The organism is Streptomyces mesophilus, from assembly GCF_040300965.1.
Taxonomy (GTDB): Bacteria; Actinomycetota; Actinomycetes; order Streptomycetales; family Streptomycetaceae; genus Streptomyces; species Streptomyces mesophilus_A.
This window is the reverse complement of record NZ_JBEPEW010000145.1, coordinates 1-20291: the sequence shown is the minus strand read 5'-3', so window position 1 is coordinate 20291 and position 20291 is coordinate 1. Positions and strand designations below refer to the sequence as shown.

Annotated in this window: 15 protein-coding genes and 2 pseudogenes; 8 read left to right on the top strand and 9 right to left on the bottom strand. The window is 68.6% G+C overall.

Annotated elements, in window-relative coordinates; translation table 11 throughout:
- The 5 genes and pseudogenes from ABT367_RS33885 to ABT367_RS33865 form a co-directional block, all read left to right on the top strand.
- Positions 1-252: pseudogene (locus ABT367_RS33885) on the top strand (hypothetical protein); the annotation flags it as partial.
- Between the two features lie 51 nt (positions 253-303).
- Positions 304-495 carry a hypothetical protein gene (locus ABT367_RS33880; protein ID WP_352257113.1) on the top strand — a complete coding sequence of 64 codons (192 nt, stop codon included), beginning with the start codon at positions 304-306 and terminating at the stop codon, positions 493-495.
- 118 nt (positions 496-613) lie between these two features.
- Positions 614-1012, top strand: coding sequence for a BlaI/MecI/CopY family transcriptional regulator (locus ABT367_RS33875; RefSeq protein WP_328708004.1), 399 nt, complete (start codon positions 614-616; stop codon positions 1010-1012).
- A gap of 9 nt (positions 1013-1021) precedes the next feature.
- Positions 1022-1561 (top strand): amino-acid N-acetyltransferase, encoded by a 540-nt coding sequence (locus ABT367_RS33870; protein WP_352257112.1) that lies wholly within the window; start codon positions 1022-1024, stop codon positions 1559-1561.
- Positions 1562-1759: 198 nt separating this feature from the next.
- Complete coding sequence (locus ABT367_RS33865) at positions 1760-2095, top strand: histone-like nucleoid-structuring protein Lsr2 (RefSeq protein WP_352257111.1); 336 nt, start codon at positions 1760-1762, stop codon at positions 2093-2095.
- Here ABT367_RS33865 and ABT367_RS33860 read toward each other — a convergent pair.
- Positions 2074-2601, bottom strand: a complete 528-nt coding sequence (locus tag ABT367_RS33860) for an SCO3374 family protein (RefSeq protein ID WP_352257110.1) — start codon at positions 2599-2601, stop codon at positions 2074-2076. The two genes, ABT367_RS33865 and ABT367_RS33860, sit on opposite strands and share 22 nt — an antisense overlap.
- A gap of 493 nt (positions 2602-3094) precedes the next feature.
- Here ABT367_RS33860 and ABT367_RS33855 point away from each other — a divergent pair, with 493 nt between their 5' ends.
- A complete protein-coding gene (locus ABT367_RS33855) occupies positions 3095-5620 on the top strand; it encodes an ATP-dependent Clp protease ATP-binding subunit (RefSeq protein ID WP_165336140.1) in 2526 nt (841 codons plus the stop codon).
- An 89-nt stretch (positions 5621-5709) separates the two neighbouring features.
- Here ABT367_RS33855 and ABT367_RS33850 read toward each other — a convergent pair whose 3' ends face one another.
- Complete coding sequence (locus ABT367_RS33850) at positions 5710-8886, bottom strand: NACHT domain-containing protein (protein WP_352257109.1); 3177 nt, start codon at positions 8884-8886, stop codon at positions 5710-5712.
- Positions 8887-9005: 119 nt separating this feature from the next.
- Positions 9006-10598: an MDR family MFS transporter gene (locus ABT367_RS33845; protein WP_434975600.1), complete on the bottom strand. Its 1593-nt coding sequence runs from the start codon at positions 10596-10598 to the stop codon at positions 9006-9008.
- Positions 10599-10749: 151 nt separating this feature from the next.
- On the opposite strand from ABT367_RS33845, the gene ABT367_RS33840 reads away from it, so the two are divergent.
- Positions 10750-11337 (top strand): TetR/AcrR family transcriptional regulator, encoded by a 588-nt coding sequence (locus ABT367_RS33840; RefSeq protein ID WP_352257107.1) that lies wholly within the window; start codon positions 10750-10752, stop codon positions 11335-11337.
- A gap of 63 nt (positions 11338-11400) precedes the next feature.
- Here the strand turns inward: ABT367_RS33840 and ABT367_RS33835 are convergent, their stop codons facing one another.
- From ABT367_RS33835 to ABT367_RS33815, 5 genes are all read right to left on the bottom strand, one after another.
- Positions 11401-12069, bottom strand: a complete 669-nt coding sequence (locus tag ABT367_RS33835) for a M23 family metallopeptidase (protein ID WP_352257106.1) — start codon at positions 12067-12069, stop codon at positions 11401-11403.
- 570 nt (positions 12070-12639) lie between these two features.
- Complete coding sequence (cseC, locus tag ABT367_RS33830; RefSeq protein ID WP_352257105.1) at positions 12640-14055, bottom strand: two-component system sensor histidine kinase CseC; 1416 nt, start codon at positions 14053-14055, stop codon at positions 12640-12642.
- Positions 14052-14765: a two-component system response regulator CseB gene (gene cseB / locus ABT367_RS33825; RefSeq protein WP_199551560.1), complete on the bottom strand. Its 714-nt coding sequence runs from the start codon at positions 14763-14765 to the stop codon at positions 14052-14054. Before cseB ends, cseC begins: the two co-directional genes overlap by 4 nt.
- A 9-nt stretch (positions 14766-14774) precedes the next feature.
- Positions 14775-15350: a hypothetical protein gene (locus ABT367_RS33820; RefSeq protein WP_352257104.1), complete on the bottom strand. Its 576-nt coding sequence runs from the start codon at positions 15348-15350 to the stop codon at positions 14775-14777.
- Positions 15351-15454: 104 nt separating this feature from the next.
- Complete coding sequence (locus ABT367_RS33815) at positions 15455-15994, bottom strand: SigE family RNA polymerase sigma factor (RefSeq protein WP_165334147.1); 540 nt, start codon at positions 15992-15994, stop codon at positions 15455-15457.
- A gap of 617 nt (positions 15995-16611) precedes the next feature.
- Between ABT367_RS33815 and ABT367_RS33810 the strand changes: the two genes are divergently transcribed.
- A complete protein-coding gene (locus ABT367_RS33810; RefSeq protein ID WP_352257103.1) occupies positions 16612-19872 on the top strand; it encodes a S8 family peptidase in 3261 nt (1086 codons plus the stop codon).
- Positions 19873-20007: 135 nt separating this feature from the next.
- On the opposite strand, the pseudogene ABT367_RS33805 reads toward ABT367_RS33810, so the two are convergent.
- Positions 20008-20291: pseudogene (locus tag ABT367_RS33805) on the bottom strand (A/G-specific adenine glycosylase); the annotation flags it as partial.

The window sequence follows — 20291 nt, the reverse complement described above, 5'->3', positions numbered from 1 at the left end:
CTCGATCGCTGCCGCACGCTCGCGGAGGCCTCCGTACGCGCCAAGCTCTCCGGCCGTACGGTCCCGGTCTCCCGCACCCATCTGCTCGCCCTGCCCGGCGGGCGCGCGGCCGACGAGCCGGCGAGCCGGCCGAACCGCCCGCAGCCGGAGCGCCCCGCGCCCCCGCGCCCGGTGCCCACGCCGGCCGAGGTGTTCCCGCCCAAGCGCCGCCCGGCGCCCGATCCCTCGCCGCAGAAGCGCGCGGCGGGCTGACAAACCGGGCCCCCGGCCGGCACTCCTCATCCCCGTGGCTACGCTGGGGGCATGGACTACGTCTCCGCGCTCCTGCCCCCCGTAGTGATGGCCGTCTTCTTCGGTGCTGTCATCAGGACGATCGTGAAGACCCAGGGCGGCGACAAGAAGGCCAAGGAGGACGCCGCCGTGGACGCGGCCCTCGCCCGCGCCGAGGCCGCCCGCCAGACGGCTTCGCCCGTGTCCGGGACCCCGAAGGCCTGAGCGCCGCACCCCTTTCGCGTACGGCTTCGCGTACGGCTCGGAAATACTCGTCGAGCCGTACGCCCTTTTTGTGCCCGATGGGCAGGCCATAACGGGTATCTCCCACTATTGTGCTGATGTGCCTCGCCCCCTGGGAGAACTCGAAGACGCGGTCATGACGCGGGTGTGGAAGTGGAACCGCCCGGTGACCGTTCGAGAGGTTCTGGAAGATCTTCAGCAGGAACGGTCCATCGCGTACACAACCGTGATGACCGTTTTGGACAATCTCCATCAGAAGGGCTGGGTCCGCAGAGAAGCGGAAGGCCGCGCCTATCGATATGAGGCGGTCTCCACCCGTGCCGCCTACGCGGCGGCTCTGATGAACGAGGCCTGGTCCCGAAGCGACAACCCCGCGGCCGCCCTCGTCGCCTTCTTCGGCATGATGTCGCCGGAGCAGCGCGAGGCGCTCAGCGACGCGGTGCGCATGGTGGCGGGACCGGACAACCCCCCGTCCGATGAAGGCGGTCAAGGGCGATAGCGTCCGGACATGTCCGCTGCACTTCCCGAACGGCAGGAGCCGGCGAAAGCCGTCACGATCCGCCGTGCCCGTACCGCCGATGTCCCCGCAGTGCGTGAGCTCCTCGACTCCTACGTACGCCGCGGCATCCTCCTCGACAAAGCGACGGTGACGCTTTATGAGGACATCCAGGAGTTCTGGGTGGCAGAACGTGATGACAACGCGAAGGTCGTCGGCTGCGGCGCCCTGCATGTGATGTGGGAAGACCTCGCGGAAGTCCGCACCCTCGCGGTGAACGGTGAGGTCAAGGGCGCGGGAGTGGGGCATCAACTCCTCGCGAAGTTGCTGCAGACCGCGCGCTGGCTCGGAGTGCGCCGGGTTTTCTGTCTCACCTTCGAAGTCGACTTCTTCGCGAAGCACGGTTTCGTGGAGATCGGCGAGACTCCCGTCGACGGTGATGTGTACAGCGAGCTGCTGCAGTCCGCGGACGAAGGCGTCGCGGAGTTCCTCGGTCTCGAACGAGTGAAACCGAACACCTTGGGCAACAGCCGGATGCTTCTGCACCTGTGATCAACGGCCCGAGGTTTTTCGGGCGCGGTAACTGAGCAGTGTTCCCACGGCCGCTCTTGAAGCGGTTGCTATGTCCGAAACGCGCATGTTTCAAGGGCTCTTGAGCCCTCGCGTTCTCCCGGGGGTTTGTGTTTTCCCGGCAAAAGCGGTTTGCTTTCCGGCGTACTCCAAATGCAGTTATCGATGAAAGGAAATCCGGTGGCACAGAAGGTTCAGGTCCTTCTTGTCGACGACCTCGACGGCGGCGAGGCCGACGAGACCGTGACGTTCGCGCTGGACGGCAAGACGTACGAGATCGACCTCACCACCGCCAATGCGGACAAGCTCCGCGACGCTCTCGCACCGTTCGTGCAGGGCGGCCGTCGCACCGGTGGCCGGGCGTCGGGTGCGCGCGGCAAGGCCCGTGCGGCTGCGGGCGGCACCGAGAACACCGCCGCGGTCCGCGCCTGGGCCAAGGAGAACGGCTACGAGGTCAAGCCCCGCGGCCGCGTTCCCCAGGAGATCCGCGAGGCCTACGAGAAGGCCAACGGCTGAGACGCAGTCGCGTTCAGCAGCCGGGCACGGTGGCATTCATTCGCCGCCGCGTCCACGAGACGTACGAGATCGGGGCCTGCGTTCATGCCGCCCCCGAGGGTGGTGAGGGCCGGCAGTGTCGGCTCCACCTCGCATCCCGGCTCGGGGGGCCGCAGCCATACGGCGGCTCCCCGCGGGCCCGGAAGTCCGGGCGGCAGCGGTGCGTCGATCGCTCCGCCCGCGCCCACGGCCCGCAGATCGCGGGCGAGCGCACCCCACTCGAGCCAGTCGAGCAGTCCGGGCAGCTCATCCGCGCCGCCCGCGGCGACGAGGAACCGCAGAGTGTCCCCCTGCAGTGCCACCGGACCTGTGCCCCGCGCCCCGAGTCGCCCGCACACCGCGTATCCCGCCACGGCCGGCAGCTCCAGTACGTCGAACCGCAGCCCCGTGCGCAGCCGCACCTGCGCCCCGGGCACGACGGCCCAGCCCAGCTCCTCCTCGTACCACCGCTGAATGCGGCTGCCCATGAGAGGGCGGCGGGGGAGCGGGACCCTGGGGGTCTGGACGGTGGGGACCATGCCAGGAGCAACTCCCGGGAACCATCCGGGGTTACGCAGCGTTCCAAGTCGTGTACGGAAGGTTTCCTCCGTGGGGGCGTCAAGGCCCGCGTGGGGGCGCAAGGGTGTTCGCCCGTAGCGGAGGGAACCGGGGTGCGCCGCATGGAGTGTCAGTGCCTGCGGGTAAGACATCCCTAGTGAGGAGGGGCGACACGCACCGCAGGTCCGTCTCCCGTTCGCCATCGGCGTACCGGTGAAAGGGGTAACTGCCTGGCCTGCGGGAACATCGTCTCGCACCATCGAGTTGGAGCAGTTGTCGGCTCTCGGGGCAGAAAAGCCCCCGAGGTTCTGGGCCGGGTGTCGGCAGTTGGAATGAGCGGTCCCCGCTTGCGGGACTAAGCTGCGGAAGGACAGGGAGGGGACCGACCCCTAACTGCCTGACCGCTCTGAGGAGCGATTAACGATGTTCGAGAGGTTCACCGACCGCGCGCGGCGGGTTGTCGTCCTGGCTCAGGAAGAAGCCCGGATGCTCAACCACAACTACATCGGCACCGAGCACATCCTCCTGGGCCTGATCCACGAGGGTGAGGGTGTCGCCGCTAAGGCCCTGGAGAGCCTCGGGATTTCGCTCGAGGCGGTCCGCCAGCAGGTTGAGGAGATCATCGGTCAGGGGCAGCAGGCCCCGTCCGGGCACATCCCCTTCACCCCCCGTGCCAAGAAGGTCCTGGAGCTCTCGCTCCGCGAGGCCCTTCAGCTGGGCCACAACTACATCGGCACGGAGCACATCCTGCTCGGCCTGATCCGTGAGGGCGAGGGCGTCGCCGCCCAGGTCCTGGTCAAGCTGGGTGCAGACCTCAACCGGGTGCGGCAGCAGGTCATCCAGCTGCTCTCCGGTTACCAGGGCAAGGAGACCGCCACCGCCGGCGGCCCCGCCGAGGGCACGCCCTCGACGTCCCTCGTCCTGGACCAGTTCGGCCGCAACCTCACGCAGGCCGCTCGCGAATCCAAGCTCGACCCGGTCATCGGGCGCGAGAAGGAGATCGAGCGCGTCATGCAGGTCCTGTCGCGCCGTACCAAGAACAACCCGGTCCTGATCGGTGAGCCCGGCGTCGGCAAGACCGCCGTCGTCGAGGGCCTCGCCCAGGCCATCGTCAAGGGCGAGGTGCCCGAGACCCTCAAGGACAAGCACCTCTACACCCTCGACCTCGGTGCGCTCGTCGCCGGTTCCCGCTACCGCGGTGACTTCGAGGAGCGCCTGAAGAAGGTCCTCAAGGAGATCCGCACCCGCGGCGACATCATCCTGTTCATCGACGAGCTCCACACCCTCGTGGGTGCGGGTGCCGCCGAGGGCGCGATCGATGCGGCTTCGATCCTGAAGCCGATGCTGGCCCGTGGTGAGCTCCAGACCATCGGTGCGACCACGCTCGACGAGTACCGCAAGTACCTGGAGAAGGACGCGGCCCTCGAGCGCCGCTTCCAGCCGATCCAGGTCGCCGAGCCGTCGCTGCCGCACACCATCGAGATCCTCAAGGGTCTGCGCGACCGGTACGAGGCCCACCACCGTGTGTCCATCACGGACGAGGCGCTCGTGCAGGCCGCGACGCTGGCCGACCGGTACATCTCGGACCGCTTCCTGCCGGACAAGGCGATCGACCTGATCGACGAGGCCGGCTCCCGGATGCGTATCCGCCGGATGACCGCGCCGCCGGACCTCCGCGAGTTCGACGAGAAGATCGCGGGCGTGCGCCGCGACAAGGAGTCGGCCATCGACTCCCAGGACTTCGAGAAGGCGGCGTCTCTCCGCGACAAGGAGAAGCAGCTGCTGGCCGCGAAGGCCAAGCGCGAGAAGGAGTGGAAGGCCGGCGACATGGACGTCGTGGCCGAGGTCGACGGCGAGCTGATCGCCGAGGTCCTCGCGACCGCCACCGGCATCCCGGTCTTCAAGCTGACCGAGGAGGAGTCCTCGCGTCTGCTGCGCATGGAGGACGAGCTGCACAAGCGCGTCATCGGCCAGACCGATGCCGTCAAGGCGCTCTCCAAGGCGATCCGTCGTACGCGTGCGGGCCTCAAGGACCCGAAGCGCCCCGGTGGCTCGTTCATCTTCGCCGGTCCGTCCGGTGTCGGTAAGACGGAGCTCTCGAAGGCTCTCGCCGAGTTCCTCTTCGGCGACGAGGACGCGATGATCTCCCTCGACATGTCGGAGTTCAGCGAGAAGCACACCGTCTCGCGGCTCTTCGGCTCGCCTCCCGGCTATGTCGGATACGAAGAGGGCGGCCAGCTGACCGAGAAGGTCCGCCGCAAGCCGTTCTCGGTCGTGCTCTTCGACGAGGTGGAGAAGGCGCACCCGGACATCTTCAACTCGCTCCTGCAGATCCTGGAGGACGGTCGTCTGACCGACTCCCAGGGCCGCGTCGTGGACTTCAAGAACACGGTCATCATCATGACGACCAACCTTGGAACCCGTGACATCTCCAAGGGCTTCAACCTCGGCTTCGCGGCGCAGGGCGACACGAAGACGAACTACGAGCGCATGAAGAACAAGGTCTCGGACGAGCTCAAGCAGCACTTCCGGCCCGAGTTCCTCAACCGTGTCGACGACGTCGTCGTCTTCCCGCAGCTCACGCAGGCCGACATCCTCAAGATCGTCGACCTGATGATCGACAAGGTGGACGAGCGCTTGAAGGACCGGGACATGGGCATCGAGCTCTCCCAGTCCGCCAAGGAGCTGCTCTCCAAGAAGGGTTACGACCCGGTTCTGGGAGCGCGTCCGCTGCGTCGCACGATCCAGCGCGAGGTCGAGGACAGCCTGTCGGAGAAGATCCTCTTCGGCGAACTGCGCCCCGGTCACATCGTGGTCGTGGACACGGAGGGCGAGGGTGACGCGGCGACGTTCACCTTCCGCGGCGAGGAGAAGTCGGCTCTGCCGGACGTCCCGCCGATCGAGTCGGCTGCGGGTGGGTCGGGTCCGAACCTGACGAAGGACGCGTAAGCGGCCGGTAGTTCAGGTCAGCTGTACAGCGAAAGGGGCGGTCCCCGGAACTTCGGTTCCGGGGACCGCCCCTTTGGTGTGCGGTGTCGTCACCTTTGGTGGGCGGGGCGCGGGATGAGGGTGAGCTTGATGCGGGCGGGCAGGGTGTCGGCGTGCTGGGCCACGGCGGTGTCCATCACGTACAGCTCCTCCAGGTGGGAGCAGTCCGTCAGGGGCGCCAAGTCGACGGTGGAAGCGCTGCTCACGGAGAGCCTGCGCAGGGAGGGCAGGAGCTCGGCCAAAGGGCGGGTGTCCACGGAATTGCGCTGACCCTCGATGAACAGACCGTCGACCCTTTCCAGGATGATTCCGCTGGCGACAAGGGAGAGCAGTTCGTGTCTGTTGAGGGTCACGTGATTCAGCACCGGCAGCTGGGCCAGCATGCGCAAGTCCTTGGGACCCAGGGGGGTTTCGAGGTCCAGGCCGACCTGTTCGAGTCGGGGGAACTCAAGGAGGGTGGCGAGTGACGGCAGGTCCACAGGAGGGAAGATGCCAGCCAAGGGGGCATTCCGTGACAGATATGGCAAGTCGCGCTCGGATGTGAAGTTTCGCAAGGTCACGAATTTCAGCGCGGTCAGCGTACGCAGGGGATTGAGGTCCTCGACCGGGGTCTGCGAGACGAAGAGGGTCTCCAGCGGAAGTCCGCGCAGGGGCTCCAATGACGTGACCGACGGGCACTGGTAGAGAGTGAGTGTCCGCAGATCCGGAAAGCGTGTGAGGAATTCCAGACCGTCCAGGGTCGTGTTCTCGGCGAGCCGAAGCCGTCGCAGGGGTACATCCGAAAGATGTTCCATGAGCTCGTCGGCGGTGAAGTCGCCCACGCAGTCCAGATAGTCGTGGCCGCCGAGTCTGCGCAGGACCGCCAGTTGTTCCGTGGACCGGACGATGATCGGGATGTTCGGCTTGAAGCGCAGCCCGTCGATGATCTCGGCGGCGTAGGGATCGGTAGTGAATTCCGCCCAGTGCTGAGCGAGTTGAAACTGTACGGCGAGGTTGTCGCTGTCTCGGTACTTCACCATGCAGGGCATGGCCGCGTCCCCGCCGATGAGCCCTGCGGTCTGGACGACGTATTGGCCGAGGACCGGGTCCAGGAGCTCAGCCGGTCCCGGCAGCAGCTCCAGGACGATCGGGCCGAGTTCGGCCAGTTCCCGGCACTCGTGGGCGTTGTGCGGAGGGATCAGCCGCGCCGCCCGCTCCTCCACCTGAGCCCGTACCTGCGGATCCAGCTTCGCCGCATGCTCCAGGCATGCCATGGCGAGGAGATGGAGGCGGGTGCGGTGAACGGGCTCCCTGTCGCCGCGCTCGGTCAGTCCGGTCAGGAGCCGCGCCCGCTCGTCCGGCCGGGCGTGGGCCACGGCCATGCGCAGGACGTCCTCCCACTGGTCGAGGTGTGCCTGGCCGAGCAGCAGGTCGAAGTCGCGTTCCTCCACGGCGGCCCGTGCGCCCAAGTAGTCCTGGAACGTGCGGTGGACGAACTGGACGGAGTCGGCGGAGGGTTCGAGCAGCAGGCCCGAGCGGTCGAGCAGATGGCGCAGCACCGTGTCCGCGGCGCCTTGCTCGGCGACGTACGGCATGGCAGGCAGCAGACGCTCCAGCTGGGCGAGTGCGTCGGCCCTGTCCATCTCCGAACGGCCGTTGCGGATCAGCCAGTACGCGAGCTTCTGGAGCAGCTCGGTCTGGGACTCCTCGTCGAGCTCGAGGCCGGTGCCCGGCATATCGCGTTCGCGGTCGCGGCGTTCCAGGAGCATGGAGAGCGCGGCGTCGTAGAGGGCCTTGCGGCCGCGGGGCAGGAAGCCCCGGCGTTCGCGGTGCAGGGCGCAGATCAGCGCGCACATAAGGGGGTTGGTGGCGAGCCGGCCCAGGTCCTGCTTGGTGCGTATCGCATCCAGGAGGGCCGCGCCGAGCGCTGGATCCGCGCCGGCCGCCTGGTGCCAGCGGTCGACGAAGACGGCGAGGTTCTCACGGCCCATCGGAGCGAGCGTCAGCTCGGTGAACTCCTCGGCACCGAGCCAGTTCTCGCGTACGGCAGAAGGGCGGGAGGTCACCAGGCACAGGTTGTCGGGGTACGCGGAGAGCAGGTCGGTGAGCCAGCCGTGGGCGCGGACCCGTTCCTGCTCGGGGACTTCGTCCATGCCGTCGATCAGGAGCAGACCGCGTCCCGCCGCCAGGACGCGGTCGGCCCAGCCCGCCGGCTGGGCGCCGGTGAGCGGGGAGCCGACGGCTCGCAGGAAGTCGGCGGGCGGAGGCAGGTCCGCGCCCTTGCGGGTGAGCGTGCGCAGCGGCAGCACGAACGGGACGCGGCCGATGAGGTGGGCGAGTTCGCCGGTGAGGCGGTCCTGGCGGGCCGTGGTCACCGCCAGCCACTGCACGAGCGTCGTCTTGCCGGAGCCGGCGTGGCCGCGCAGCAGGATCCGGGTGTGGCCGGACAGGGCCTGTTCGGCGGGCTGGGTCACGGAACGGACGGTGGGCGGTGCCCAGTCGTCGTTCATGAGGAATTCGTTGGCGTCCATTTCGGTGTACACGGGTGCCGAGGCGGTCTTGAGGCTCAAGTACGCCGTGTCCAGCGGCCATTGACGGCTCTCGGTGAGGTCGACGCCGAAGATCGTGAGGCTGCTGTGCTTCTTGGCGATGTGGGCCGCGTACTGCTCCTCGAAGCCTGCGTCGGCTGCGGACTGGGAGCCGAGGCGCTCGATGAGGACGTCGGTGCGCTCGATCAGGTCTCGCAGTTGCCTGCTGTGCTCCACCAGCGTGCGGGCGACGAACGGAGAGCGCTGGGTGAAGAAGTGCAGGATGTGGAGGCAGGCGCTGTCCAGGAGGCGCGTATAGAGGTCCTCCGCGGCCTGGCTGAGGTACTTGACGTGCTCATCACCGCCCGCCTCGTCGTGCAGGCGCCGGGCCAGCGCGTGGTGACCGAGCCCCACGGCCTGTACGTCGTCGAGGTCCAGGTCCCCCAGTGCGTACAGCGTGCGTTCGAGGGCGTCGGCCACCGCGTCCAGTTCGGCCGGGGCGGTCCTGCCGCCCGTCCGCCGTACCAACTCACGTACGAGACGCTTCAGTTCCTTGGGTCCGAGCGTGCGCTGCTCGCCCTTGAAGCTGACCAGGGCCGAGATCCGTACCGGCTTCTCGACGAGACCCGCGCCAGGCCCCGGCTGCGCGAACAGCTTGCGTATGAGCGGTGCGACGGCGCTCGATGCGACACGGACCCCCACCGTTCCCGGATCGACCATGGTCCGAGCGTACGGGCAACAGAGCCTGAAAAAATGGGAGTTGGAGCAGGACCACGCAGCACGAAGCCCCCGGCGACCAGTGGTCACCGAGGGCTTCGCAGGCCGGGCTGGGCCAAAGGTCAGACGGTCTCCGCTACTGCCGTCACCTTGTCCCGAGGAGCGTCCCCACCCTCCTTGGATGCCTCGGCCGGCTTGGGACCCGCTCCCTTGAGCGGGATCTCCTTGACGAAGAAGGACGCGATCAGCGCGATCACCGTGATGCCGGCGCCGAGCAGGAAGGCGACGTGGGTGCCGGAGGAGACCGCGAACTCGTAGGCCTCACGGGCCTGGGTGGGCAGGCCCTTCAGCTGCTCCGGGGTGAGCTGGGCGTTCTGCAGGCCCTCGGCGCCGCGCGAGGTCATCTCGTGCAGTACCCGGTTGTTGAACAGGGCGCCCATGATCGCCACACCGAAGGACGAACCGAGCGTACGGAACAGGGTGGCCGACGAGGAGGCGACGCCCATGTCCTTCAGCTCGACGCTGTTCTGCGCGACGAGCATCGTGATCTGCATCAGGAAGCCCATGCCGGCGCCGAGCACCGCCATGTAGATGCCGGAGGTGAGCTGCGAGGTGCCCACGTCCATCGTCGACAGGAGGAACATGCCGACGATCATCAGAGCGCCACCGATGATCGGGAAGATCCGGTACTTGCCGGTGTTGGTGGTGATCCGGCCGACGACCAGCGAGACCACCATCATCGAGAGCAGCATCGGCAGCAGCAGCAGACCGGAGTTGGTGGCCGAGGCGCCCTGCACGGACTGCTGGTAGAGCGGCAGGAAGAGCGTCGCGCCGAACATCACGAAGCCGACCAGGAAGCCGATGACGGCCATCAGGGAGAAGTTGCGGCTGCGGAAGATGTGCAGCGGCAGGATCGGCTCGGAGGCCTTGGTCTGCCAGCCGATGAAGGCCGCGAGCGAGACGACGCCGAGCACCGCGAGGCCGATGATCTCCGCCGAGCCCCAGGCGTACTCCGTACCGCCCCAGGTCGTGACGAGGACGATCGAGGTGATGCCGACGGTCAGGAGGCCGGCGCCGAGGTAGTCGATCCGCGCCTTGGAGCGCTTCTTCGGCAGGTGCAGTACGGCGGTCACGGCGGCGAGCGCGATGATGCCGAGCGGCAGGTTGATGTAGAAGGACCAGCGCCAGCCGAGGTGGTCGGTGATCACACCGCCGACCAGCGGTCCGCCGATCATGGCGAGCGCCATGACGCCGGCCATCATGCCCTGGTACTTGCCGCGCTCACGCGGCGGAATCAGATCGCCGATGATCGCCATGACGCCGACCATCAGACCACCGGCACCCAGACCCTGGATGGCACGGAAGCCGATCAACTGGCCCATGTCCTGGGCCATTCCGGAGAGCCCGGAGCCGATCAGGAAGATCACGATGGACGTGAGGAACGTGCCCTTGCGCCCGTACATGTCGCCGAGCTTGCCCCAGATCGGGGTGGAGGCGGCGGTGGCGAGCGTGTACGCGGTGACCACCCACGAGAGGTGCTCGAGACCGCCGAGCTCACCGACGATCGTCGGCATCGCGGTGCCGATGATCATGTTGTCCAGCATCGCGAGCAACATCGCGACCATCAGGGCACCCAGGACGACGCGCACGCTGCGCTGCTTGGGTTCCTTCTCTGCCATGTCCTGCGGGGGTATCCCCACGCTCTGGGCCGCCATCCCCATCACTCCTCGGCTCCCGGCACTTACTTGCCGCCCGGCTAGTTCGTTACAGTGGGAAGGTAGCTGGGAAACTAGCCGGGCGTCAAGTAAGTTTGGATCCACCCTTGGACCTAGGGCCTCGTGGACCCTGGGGAGGCAGGAGAGAGCCATGACCAGCAGTACGCGGCAGCCCCGCAGGGGCGACACCCGCAAGCGGATTCAGGACATCGCGCTGGAGCTCTTCGCCGAGCAGGGGTACGAGAAGACCTCGCTGCGCGAGATCGCCGAGCGCCTGGAAGTGACCAAGGCGGCCCTCTACTACCACTTCAAGACCAAGGAAGACATCCTGATCAGCGTCTTCGAGGACCGGACCAGGCCCATCAGGGAGCTGGTCGAGTGGGCCGAGGGGCAGCCGCACGGCCTGGAGACCAAGAAGGAGGTCCTCAGCCGCTACAGCGGGATCGTGATGGACGCGGGCCCGATCTTCCGCTTCATGCAGGAGAACCAGGCGACGGTACGGGAGCTGAGCATCGGCGAGCTGTTCAAGGAGCGCATCCTCGAGCTGATGGCCATCCTCAAGGAGCCCGACGCGCCCCTGGCCGACCAGGTGCGCTGCATCAGCGCGCTGATCACCATGCACGCCGGCAACTTCCACCTCCAGGACGTCGAAGGCGACCCCGAGGACAAGCGTGCTGCTGTCCTCGAGGTCGCCGTCGATCTCGTCACCCAGGCCCATGCGGGGCGGGGAGAGAAGTAGTTCGGTTGTCGGGTGGGCCGCCCGGCTCCGTCCCTGGTCGGACGCCCGGATCCGTTCCCTGGGTCAGACCGTGACGCCCAGCGAGCGCAGGTAGTTGACCGGGTTGATCGCGGAGCCGTAGTTCGGCGTCGTACGGATCTCGAAGTGCAGGTGCGGGCCGCTGGAGTTGCCGGTGTTGCCGGACAGGGCGATCTGCTGGCCGGTGTTCACGTGCTGGCCGACGCGGACCTGGACCTTGGACAGGTGCGCGTACTGCGAGTACTTGCCGTTGTCGTGCTTGATCACGACGGCGTTGCCGTACGCGGGGCCGTCACCGGCGCCGTTCGGGCCCGCCTTGACGACCGTACCGGCGTGCACGGACTCGACCGGCGTGCCGATCGGCACCGCGAAGTCCTGGCCGGAGTGCTTGTGGGCCCACATGCCGCCGCCCATGCCGAAGCTGGCGGACAGCGTGTAGTGCTCGACCGGGTCCTCCCAGCCGGCGGCCTTCTTGGCCGCGGCCTGCTGGGCGGTGGTGGCGGACTTCGCCTGAGCGGCGGCCTGCGCCTGCACGCTCTCCACCTGGGTGGTGGCCACATCCTGCAGCGCGTCGCCGGCCGCCTCGTCCGCCGCCATGGCGACCCCTGCACCGAGCAGCGTGGTGGCTGCGAGGCCCGCGGTCACGGCGGCAGCGGTCACGCGGGTACGGGTGAGCAGGGGGCGGGCTATGTGGGACTTGGCGCGCTTCGACATTCGCGATTCCTCCAGGGGGCGTCGGCTCACTCGGGGGACGGGAGCCTGGCCTGACATGAACGGACCCGGTCGCGAAGGCCTCGATGAGGACCGCACGGCCGGGGTGGCCATCCCTTGGTAACCCGACGGGACGCTCCCGCCCAAACCGCCCATCTACTACGCAACCTCGTAAAGCAGGCGAAGGCTGCACGGCCCTTGACGCCTCGTCGCGATCCTTGAGTGGGTTCGCCGGATTTCGCCGGGAACTTTCTCGTACGGAGGTTTAGTCGCACTTCGCGGGGGCGCCGAAGCCGAGGTTCCTGCCCTCATCGCGAGGTCACTCGCAAATGGGACATATGACCCGGCGGCGTCGGGACGAAGGTCCCGGCCTGGAGGTCCCGACGTTCCACTATTCCGGGTAGTACCGGACAAAACGCCTGTGCGTCATGTCACGGGAGGGTGGGGCGCGCTGAGATCTGGGTCACCGGGCAGGGTGTCCCGAATGGTCGATTTGCCCCGAAGGGGCAGGGGTGCCGGCTACGTCGGCGGAGGCAGCCGCAGGATCACTTCTGCGGAGGCAGCCGCAGGGGGTCACTTCTGCGGCGGCAGCTGCAGGATCGGAAAGCTCCCCGTGCTCGTCGGCGCGTGCTCCGGCAGCCACAGCACCGCCACCGCGCCTTCGACGGGGCCGTCCTCCGCGCCCACGTTGCGGAAGGTGAGCCGGGCGCCGAGCACCCGGGCCTGGCCCGCCGCGATGGTCAGGCCGAGGCCGTGGCCGTGTCCCGCGCGGTCGCTGCTGCCCGTACGGAAGCGGCTCGGGCCGTCCGCGAGCAGCTCCGGCGGAAAGCCGGTGCCGTGGTCGCGGACCCGGATCACCCGGCCCTCGACGAAGACCTCGATCGGCGGCTTGCCGTGCTTGGCGGCATTGGCGAGGAGATTGCCGATGATCCGCTCGAGGCGGCGGGGGTCCGTGGTGACCTCCGACTCGTGCAGGATCTGCACCGTCACCTCGGGGTAGGCGGTGCCCACGCGGCGCCGTACGAACTCGCCGAGCAGCAGGTCCTGCAGCTCCGCGCGCTCCGAGGCGCCGTCCAGGCGCGCCACCTCGAGGACGTCCTCGACCAGGGTGCGCAGCGCCTGTGCGCGGTCCTTGACCAGCTCGCTGGGGCGGCCGGGCGGCAGCAGCTCGGCCGCGGTGAGCAGGCCCGTCACCGGGGTGCGCAGCTCATGGGCGATATCGGCGGTGACGCGGCGCTCGGCCTCGTACCGCTGCTTGAGCGCGTCGGCCATCGCGTCCACCGCGCTGGCCAGATCGTCCGTCTCGTCGCGTACGACACCGCCGATGGCTTCCCGTACGCGGACCTCGGTCTGGCCCTGGGCCACCTTGTTCGCCGCGGTCGCCGCCTTGCGCAGCCGGCGCGAGAACTGGCCGCCGATCAGGACACCGAGCGCGCTGCCGCCCACGACCACCGCGATCGAGCCGATCACCAGGGCCTGGTCGAGGTCGCTCATGATGCTCGCGCTGCGGTCGGTGAACTTGCTGTGCAGGGACAGGACGTGCCCGTCGCCCACGGGCGTCGCGGCCCAGATGTCGGGCGGACCGTCCCCGTTCTCCTGCACGTAGGTGGCGCGCCGGCCCTGTGCCGCCTTCGCCTTCAGCTCGCTGGGCAGCTCGGGGTCGTCGAGCCGGGTGTTGAACTGGGTGCGCTTGGTCGTCTCGTAGATCCGCTGCGCGAACACGATCCGCTCGTCCTGCACATCGCGCGCGCTGTCCAGCATCGAGACCTTGGCCGCGTTGTGCACGACCAGGCTGAGCGTGATCGCGACCAGCGCGCCGACCAGGGCGATCGCCACGCTGAGCTTCCAGCGCAGGCCGGTGCGCAGACCGTGCCGCAGGCGCGAGGTCAGGGCGGTGAGGCGGCCGCCGCGCGGCGAGCCGGCGGCAGGGATGCGGCTCGTCCCCGGAGCACGTCCGCGTTCCGTACTCGGATCCCCCGTACGGTTCATCCCTTGAGCTTGTAACCGAAGCCGCGGACCGTCTCGATGCGGTCCTGGCCGATCTTCGTACGCAGCCGCTGGACGTGGACGTCGACGACGCGGGTGTCGCCGCCCCAGCCGTAGTCCCAGACGCGCTCGAGGAGCTTGTCGCGGGACAGGACGGTGCCGGGCGCGTGCGAGAACTCAAGGAGCAGCCGCATCTCGGTCGGGGTCAGGGCGACCGTCTCGCCGGACTTGCGGACCTCCATGCCCTCGGTGTCGATCTCCAGATCGCCGAAGGTGAGGACACCGGTGCTCGCCGAGAGGGCCTCCTCGTCGCCGGCGGACCCCGGACCGCCCGCGTGCCCGAAGCGGCGCAGGACGGCGCGGATCCGGGCGACCAGGACGGCGCCGTCGAAGGGCTTGGTGACATAGTCGTCGGCGCCCGCTTCGAGGCCCAGGACCACGTCGATGGAGTCGGCGCGCGCGGACAGCATGATCACGGGCACGGTCGACTCGTCGCGGATACGGCGGCACAGCGAGACCCCGTCGAGGCCCGGCACCATCACGTCGAGGAGCGCGATGTCGGGCCGCTCGGCCCGGAAGGCCTCCAGGCCCGAGAGCCCGTCGGGCATGGCGGTGACCTGGAAGCCGTCGCGCTCAAGGGCGAGCTGGGTGGCCTCGCGGATGACGTCGTCATCCTCGACGAACAGCACGCGCGTCTTGCTCTGATCGGCCATCGCCTGCTCTCAGTTCTCCTCGGGCGCGGCCTCGGCGTCCGGACCGTTCACCGCGCTGCTGTAGTCGTTGTGCACCCGGCCCGTCTCCTGGAACCGGTTTCCCTGCCAGCGATACGTGATGACCTCCTCGCTGGAGGGGAAGGCCACCGGATCGCCCTTGTCGTACAACTGCTGGTTGATGACCAGCTCTCCGCGGAGGTTCTCGGCGTACACCGGCGGCTCCTCGGCCTTGAAGACATTCTGGTACTTCTTGCCGTCCGCGCGATACACGTAACTGCCCACACCGATGCCGTCGGCGCAGGTCATCACGTTGACCACGAGGTCGTCGGACGATCCCCCGGTCAGGTTGCCGTAGGAGACATCGACGGGATACGTGTCCTCGAAGCAGGGCTTCAGATCCGCCCGCACCCGGGCGCTGACCGCCGGGTCGTCCTTGACCAGGGCGACCACCTCAGCGGTCTTCAGACGCATCGCGGTCGGCGACGGCGAGGGTGAAGCGGTGGGCGTCGGCGGGCGCTCGCCCACCTGGGCGGCGCCCTCGTCACGGGTGCCGGTGCCACCGGTTCCGCAGGCGGTCACGGCCACCGCGCAAAGGGCGAGGGCGGCGAGCCCGGCCAGTGCCGCGCTCCCCGCCGTCCGCGTGCGTCCGTACGAGGCCGTCCCCGTCCTCGTCGGGCGCCTGCCAGGGCCTAGGCCGCGCAACGCTCCTGCTCCTCACGCTCCAGGAACCGTCCGTCGAGATCACGGCTCTCCAGCTCCTGGCGCAGTCGGGCGAGCGCGCGGTGCAGGGTGCTCTTGACCGTGCCGGCGGACATGCCGAGCGCCTCCGCGGTCTCCTCGGTGGACATCTGCTCCCAGTGTCGCAGCACGACCACGCTGCGCTGCTTCGGGGCGAGCACCTTCAGGACGTCCATCAGGAGCGCACGGTCGGCGTGCTGCTCGGTGGAGTCGTCCATGCCGGTGTCGGGCAGCTGCTCGGTCGGCACTTCCTCGATACGGCGGGCGCGCCACCACTCCGTACGGGTGTTGATCATGACGCGGCGCAGATAGGCGTCCGCGAGCCGCTTGTCGGCTATGCCGTCCCAGCGGTGGAACGTACGGACCAGAGCGGTCTGCAGCAGGTCCTGCGCGTCGAGCGGGTCGGGGACCAGGCGGCGGGCGCTGCGCAGCAGGGCGTCCTGCCGGGTCCGTACGTACTCTTCGAACTCGAGCACCTCGCCGTGCGCCATTCCAACCGCCTCCGTTCAACTCCCCGAATGTGCTCCGAAGTGGAACCCGATCTCTCGCTGTTCCATCTACGAAGCTACGGAGGCGGTGTAACGGGGATTCGCGAGCGAGCCTTCGGTGGCCGCACGGCTGGCCCTCGGTTGTGTAACAGAAGTACGCGATGCGTAAAGGGGCGCCTTCTATGCCCTGGTCCAGGGGGATCTCAGGGCCGCATAAGCAAGGCTGCGAACGGCGCGAGGCCGACGACGCGCGTCCGCATCCGTCAGGCGCGGGCGCTTTTGGCCGTCACCCCGCGCGTCCTGTCCGACGCATCCCGTAGCGGTATACCAAGAAGCTGGAAAAGCTTTCCCGGCATACGGGGGCCTAACGGTATACCGCACTCTCGGGGCCATTGATCAGCCCCGCAAGCGCCTGAATACTGCGCCGCGGAAGCAACTTCTGGCGCACCAGCGCCGGTTGTCGCCGGGGGGTGCATCTCGCCATGGCACGACGGACGGGGGCTCGCCGAGGCGGCGACCCGACCCCTCGAAGGACTCACGTGCGAAGCCAGGCGAGAAGACCAGGCCTCGTCGCCATTGCCGCCACCGCGGTGCTGGCGATGACGGCGGGAGCCGCCCCCATGGCCGCAGCCGGAACCCCGGCGGCGCCGCAGGCGGCGAAGTCCCAGCAGACGAAGGACCGCAAGGCCCCCCACCGCGTACAGCTGATCACCGGCGACATGGCCGAGGTGACCGACGGCCGGATCACCGGATTCCACCCGGCGAAGGGCCGCGAGGGCATTCCGGTGTCCATCCGTACGGTCGGACAGCATGAGTACGCCGTACCCCTCGACGCCCAGCGCCTGATATCCGAAGGCAAGGTCGACCGGCGGCTGTTCGACGTCACCACGCTGAACAGCACCCAGGCCCGCAAGGCGTACAAGCAAGGCCTGAAGGTCATCGTCGGCTACAAGGGGGCAGCCGCCTCGGCCCGCGCCAAGGTCGACGACGCGGGTGCCACCAAGGTCCGCCGGAGCCTCGAGTCGCTGAACGCGGAGGCCGTCACCACCCCGGCGAAGGACCTGCCGCGGCTGTGGAACGCGCTGACCGATAACGATGTCACGACCGCCGACACAGCCTCCGGCATCGCCAAGGTCTGGCTCGACGGCACCGTCAAGGCCCAACTCGACGTCTCCGTCCCGCAGATCGGCGCCGACAAGGCCTGGGCGGCCGGTTACGACGGCAAGGGCGTGAAGGTCGCGGTCCTCGACACCGGTGTGGACGAGACCCACCCGGAGCTGGTGGGCCAACAGCTGATCGAGAAGAACTTCTCGACGTCGGCCGACTCAAAGGACCACCAGGGCCACGGCACGCACGTCGCCTCGACCATCGCGGGCAAGGGCGCCAAGTACAAGGGCGTCGCCCCCGGTGCCCAGATCATCGACGGCAAGGTGCTCAACGACGAGGGCAGCGGCTCCGAGTCGGACATCATGGTGGCCATCGAGTGGGCGGCCGCCGAAGGCGCCGACATCGTCAACATGAGCCTCGGCGGCCCGGACGCCCCGGGCGTCGACCCGCTGGAAGAGGTCGTCAACACCTACACCGAGCAGGGCGTGCTGTTCGCGATCGCGGCCGGCAACGAAGGCCCCGGTGACAAGACGGTCGGCAGCCCCGGCGCCGCCGAGGGCGCGCTCACCGTCGCCGCCGTCGACAAGAGCGACAAGCTGGCGGAGTTCTCCAGCCGCGGCCCGCTGGTCGGCGACGCCGGTATCAAGCCCGATGTCTCCGCCCCGGGCGTGGACATCACCGCCGCATCCGCCCCGGGCAACTCCATCGCCAAGGAGGTCGGCGAGAACCCGCCCGGCTACATGACCATCTCGGGTACGTCGATGGCGACCCCGCACGTCGCGGGCGCCGCCGCGCTGCTCAAGCAGCAGCACCCGACCTGGAAGGCCGCCGAGCTCAAGGGCGTCCTCACCGCGTCCACCAAGGACGTCGGCTACACGGCGTTCCAGCAGGGCTCGGGCCGTATCCAGTCCGACCGTGCGCTCGGCCAGACCGTGCACGCGACTCCGGTCTCGCTCGACCTCGGCAAGGCGGCGTATCCGCACGAGGACGACCAGCCGATCACCAAGACCCTCACGTACAGGAACGAGGGCACGGCCGAAGTCACCCTCGACCTGACGGCGAGCGGCAAGGGCCCCGACGGCGCGGCCGCCCCCGAGGGCATGTTCAAGGTGAGTCCGGCGCAGCTCACCGTCCCCGCGGGCGGCACGGCCGAGGCCACCGTCACGGCCGACACCAAGGTCGAGGGGCCCAACGGGCAGTACAGCGGCGCGGTCGTCGCGACCGGCGGCGAGCAGAGCGTGCGCAGCGCGTTCACCGTGGAGCGGGAAGTCGCCTCGCGCGCCGTCGAGTTGACACATCTGGGCCGTGACGGCCAGGCGGCGAAGCACTTCCAGACGTACGTCACGCAGCTCAGCGACAAGTACGACGTGGCCGAGTACACGCTCGACGAGACCGGCGACTTCACCACGCTGCGCCTGCCGATCGGCGAGTACACCGTCCAGAGCATGGTCATCGCGGACCGTGCCGACCTTTCCAAGGGCGTCGACTGGATCGCACAGCCGAAGCTGGTGGTGAGCGAGGACGACGTCGAGCTCACCCTGGACGCCCGTACCGCGAAGCCCGTGGACATCACCGTGCCCGACGACCGGGCCGCGCCCTCCCAGGCGTTCATGTCGTACGGGGTCAAGGTGGGTTACCGGGACAACCGCTTCGGCTGGCAGCTCGACTCGTACGACAACTTCCGCTCCGCACACCTCGGTCCCGACCTCACCGACGGTTCACTGACCCAGGTCTGGGACGCCGACTTCACCAAGGGCGACAACACCCAGTACTCGCTGGTCTACGGCGGCGCGGTCGACCGTCTCTCGGACGGCTTCGCCAAGCACGTCAAGAAGACCGAACTGGCCCACATCGACGCGGGCATGGGCACGACCGCCCCGGACAAGACGGCCTGGCTGTCGGCCAGTGGGAGTGTGAAGTCCGGCAGCAGCTCGCTCTCCGGCTTCACCTCCGGCCGGTTCATCCCCGCGCCGACCAGGCAGCACCTGTACGTGTCCACCGAACAGAACGCCACCTGGACCCTGTTCGCCGACCAGGTCGGCCCCCCGCTGCCGAACGGCTGGCTGCCCACGGAGATCTCGCACCAGATCTTCTTCAAGGAGTTCGAGGCGGGGAAGACCTTCCGTACCGACTTCAACACCGGCGTCTTCGGCCCGGTGTTCAGCAAGGAGCAGCGCGCGGGAATCTCCCGCTCCGGTGACACGCTCTACGCCTTCCTCGACATGTTCGCGGACGGTGCCGGCCACGAGGGCCGCTCCGAGGGCGTCACGGCGACCACGACCTTCTACCGCAACGGGGAGAAGGTCTCGGAGACCGGCGGGGACGCCATGCCCATGTCCTACCCCGCGGCCGCGGAGGACAGCGAGTACACGATCAGCACCTCGCAGGTCCGCGACCCCGCGATGTTCAAGGTCGGTACGCGCACCGACGCCAGCTGGACCTTCCGCTCGAAGTCCGGAGACAAGGGGGATGTGGCCGCCTCCAACATCCGCTTCCGTCCGACGCTGGACCTCCGGTCGACGACCAAGGCGCACCGGCCGCTCCTGATGCCGTTCGACATCCAGGGCGCGGCTGCCGGTGACAACCTGAAGTCGCTGAGCATCCAGGCCTCGTACGACGACGGCAAGCACTGGGTACGCGTGCCGGTCGTCCTCGGCAAGGCGGCGCTGGTCGCACCGGCCGCGGGCAAGGGTGTGACGCTGAAGGCCGAGATCGTGGACAAGCAGGGGAACACGTCGAAGCTGACGTTCCACAACGCGTTCCTGGGGCGCTGACCTCGTAGGCAGGACCGCGGCCGGGCACCCACCAGGTGCCCGGCCGCTGGTCGTTCAGCTGCGGGCCGGTCGATTGTCAGTGGGGGCCGATATCCTTGAAGGGCTGGTGTGGCCCCCGGGAGGGAGGGGTCTGCTCTACGCCAGCGGCAGCCGGTACAGCCCGCCCTCCATCGGCTCCACCAGCCCGTCCGCCACCAGCCCGTCCAACGCCCGCGCCCGCTGCACCGGTTCGTCCCACACCTGGTCGAGCACGGCCTGCGGTACGGGCGCGACGGCCTCGCGCAGGACGGCGAGCAGCTTGCCGCGCACCTGGCGGTCGGTGCCCGCGTAGGTCTGTCCGCGCCGCGGCGGCCCCTCGTGTTCGGGCTTGCCCGCGCCCAGCCACGCGCACTGCGCGGCGATCGGACAGCGCCCGCACT

Coding starts and splice junctions, on each gene's coding strand:
- ABT367_RS33880 (WP_352257113.1), top strand. CDS start 304: ATGGACTACGTCTCCGCGCTCCTGCCCCCCGTAGTGATGGCCGTCTTC.
- ABT367_RS33870 (WP_352257112.1), top strand. CDS start 1,022: ATGTCCGCTGCACTTCCCGAACGGCAGGAGCCGGCGAAAGCCGTCACG.
- ABT367_RS33860 (WP_352257110.1), bottom strand. CDS start 2,601: ATGGGCAGCCGCATTCAGCGGTGGTACGAGGAGGAGCTGGGCTGGGCC.
- ABT367_RS33855 (WP_165336140.1), top strand. CDS start 3,095: ATGTTCGAGAGGTTCACCGACCGCGCGCGGCGGGTTGTCGTCCTGGCT.
- ABT367_RS33850 (WP_352257109.1), bottom strand. CDS start 8,886: ATGGTCGATCCGGGAACGGTGGGGGTCCGTGTCGCATCGAGCGCCGTC.
- ABT367_RS33845 (WP_434975600.1), bottom strand. CDS start 10,598: ATGGCGGCCCAGAGCGTGGGGATACCCCCGCAGGACATGGCAGAGAAG.
- ABT367_RS33840 (WP_352257107.1), top strand. CDS start 10,750: ATGACCAGCAGTACGCGGCAGCCCCGCAGGGGCGACACCCGCAAGCGG.
- ABT367_RS33835 (WP_352257106.1), bottom strand. CDS start 12,069: ATGTCGAAGCGCGCCAAGTCCCACATAGCCCGCCCCCTGCTCACCCGT.
- cseC (WP_352257105.1), bottom strand. CDS start 14,055: ATGAACCGTACGGGGGATCCGAGTACGGAACGCGGACGTGCTCCGGGG.
- cseB (WP_199551560.1), bottom strand. CDS start 14,765: ATGGCCGATCAGAGCAAGACGCGCGTGCTGTTCGTCGAGGATGACGAC.
- ABT367_RS33815 (WP_165334147.1), bottom strand. CDS start 15,994: ATGGCGCACGGCGAGGTGCTCGAGTTCGAAGAGTACGTACGGACCCGG.
- ABT367_RS33810 (WP_352257103.1), top strand. CDS start 16,612: ATGGCCGCAGCCGGAACCCCGGCGGCGCCGCAGGCGGCGAAGTCCCAG.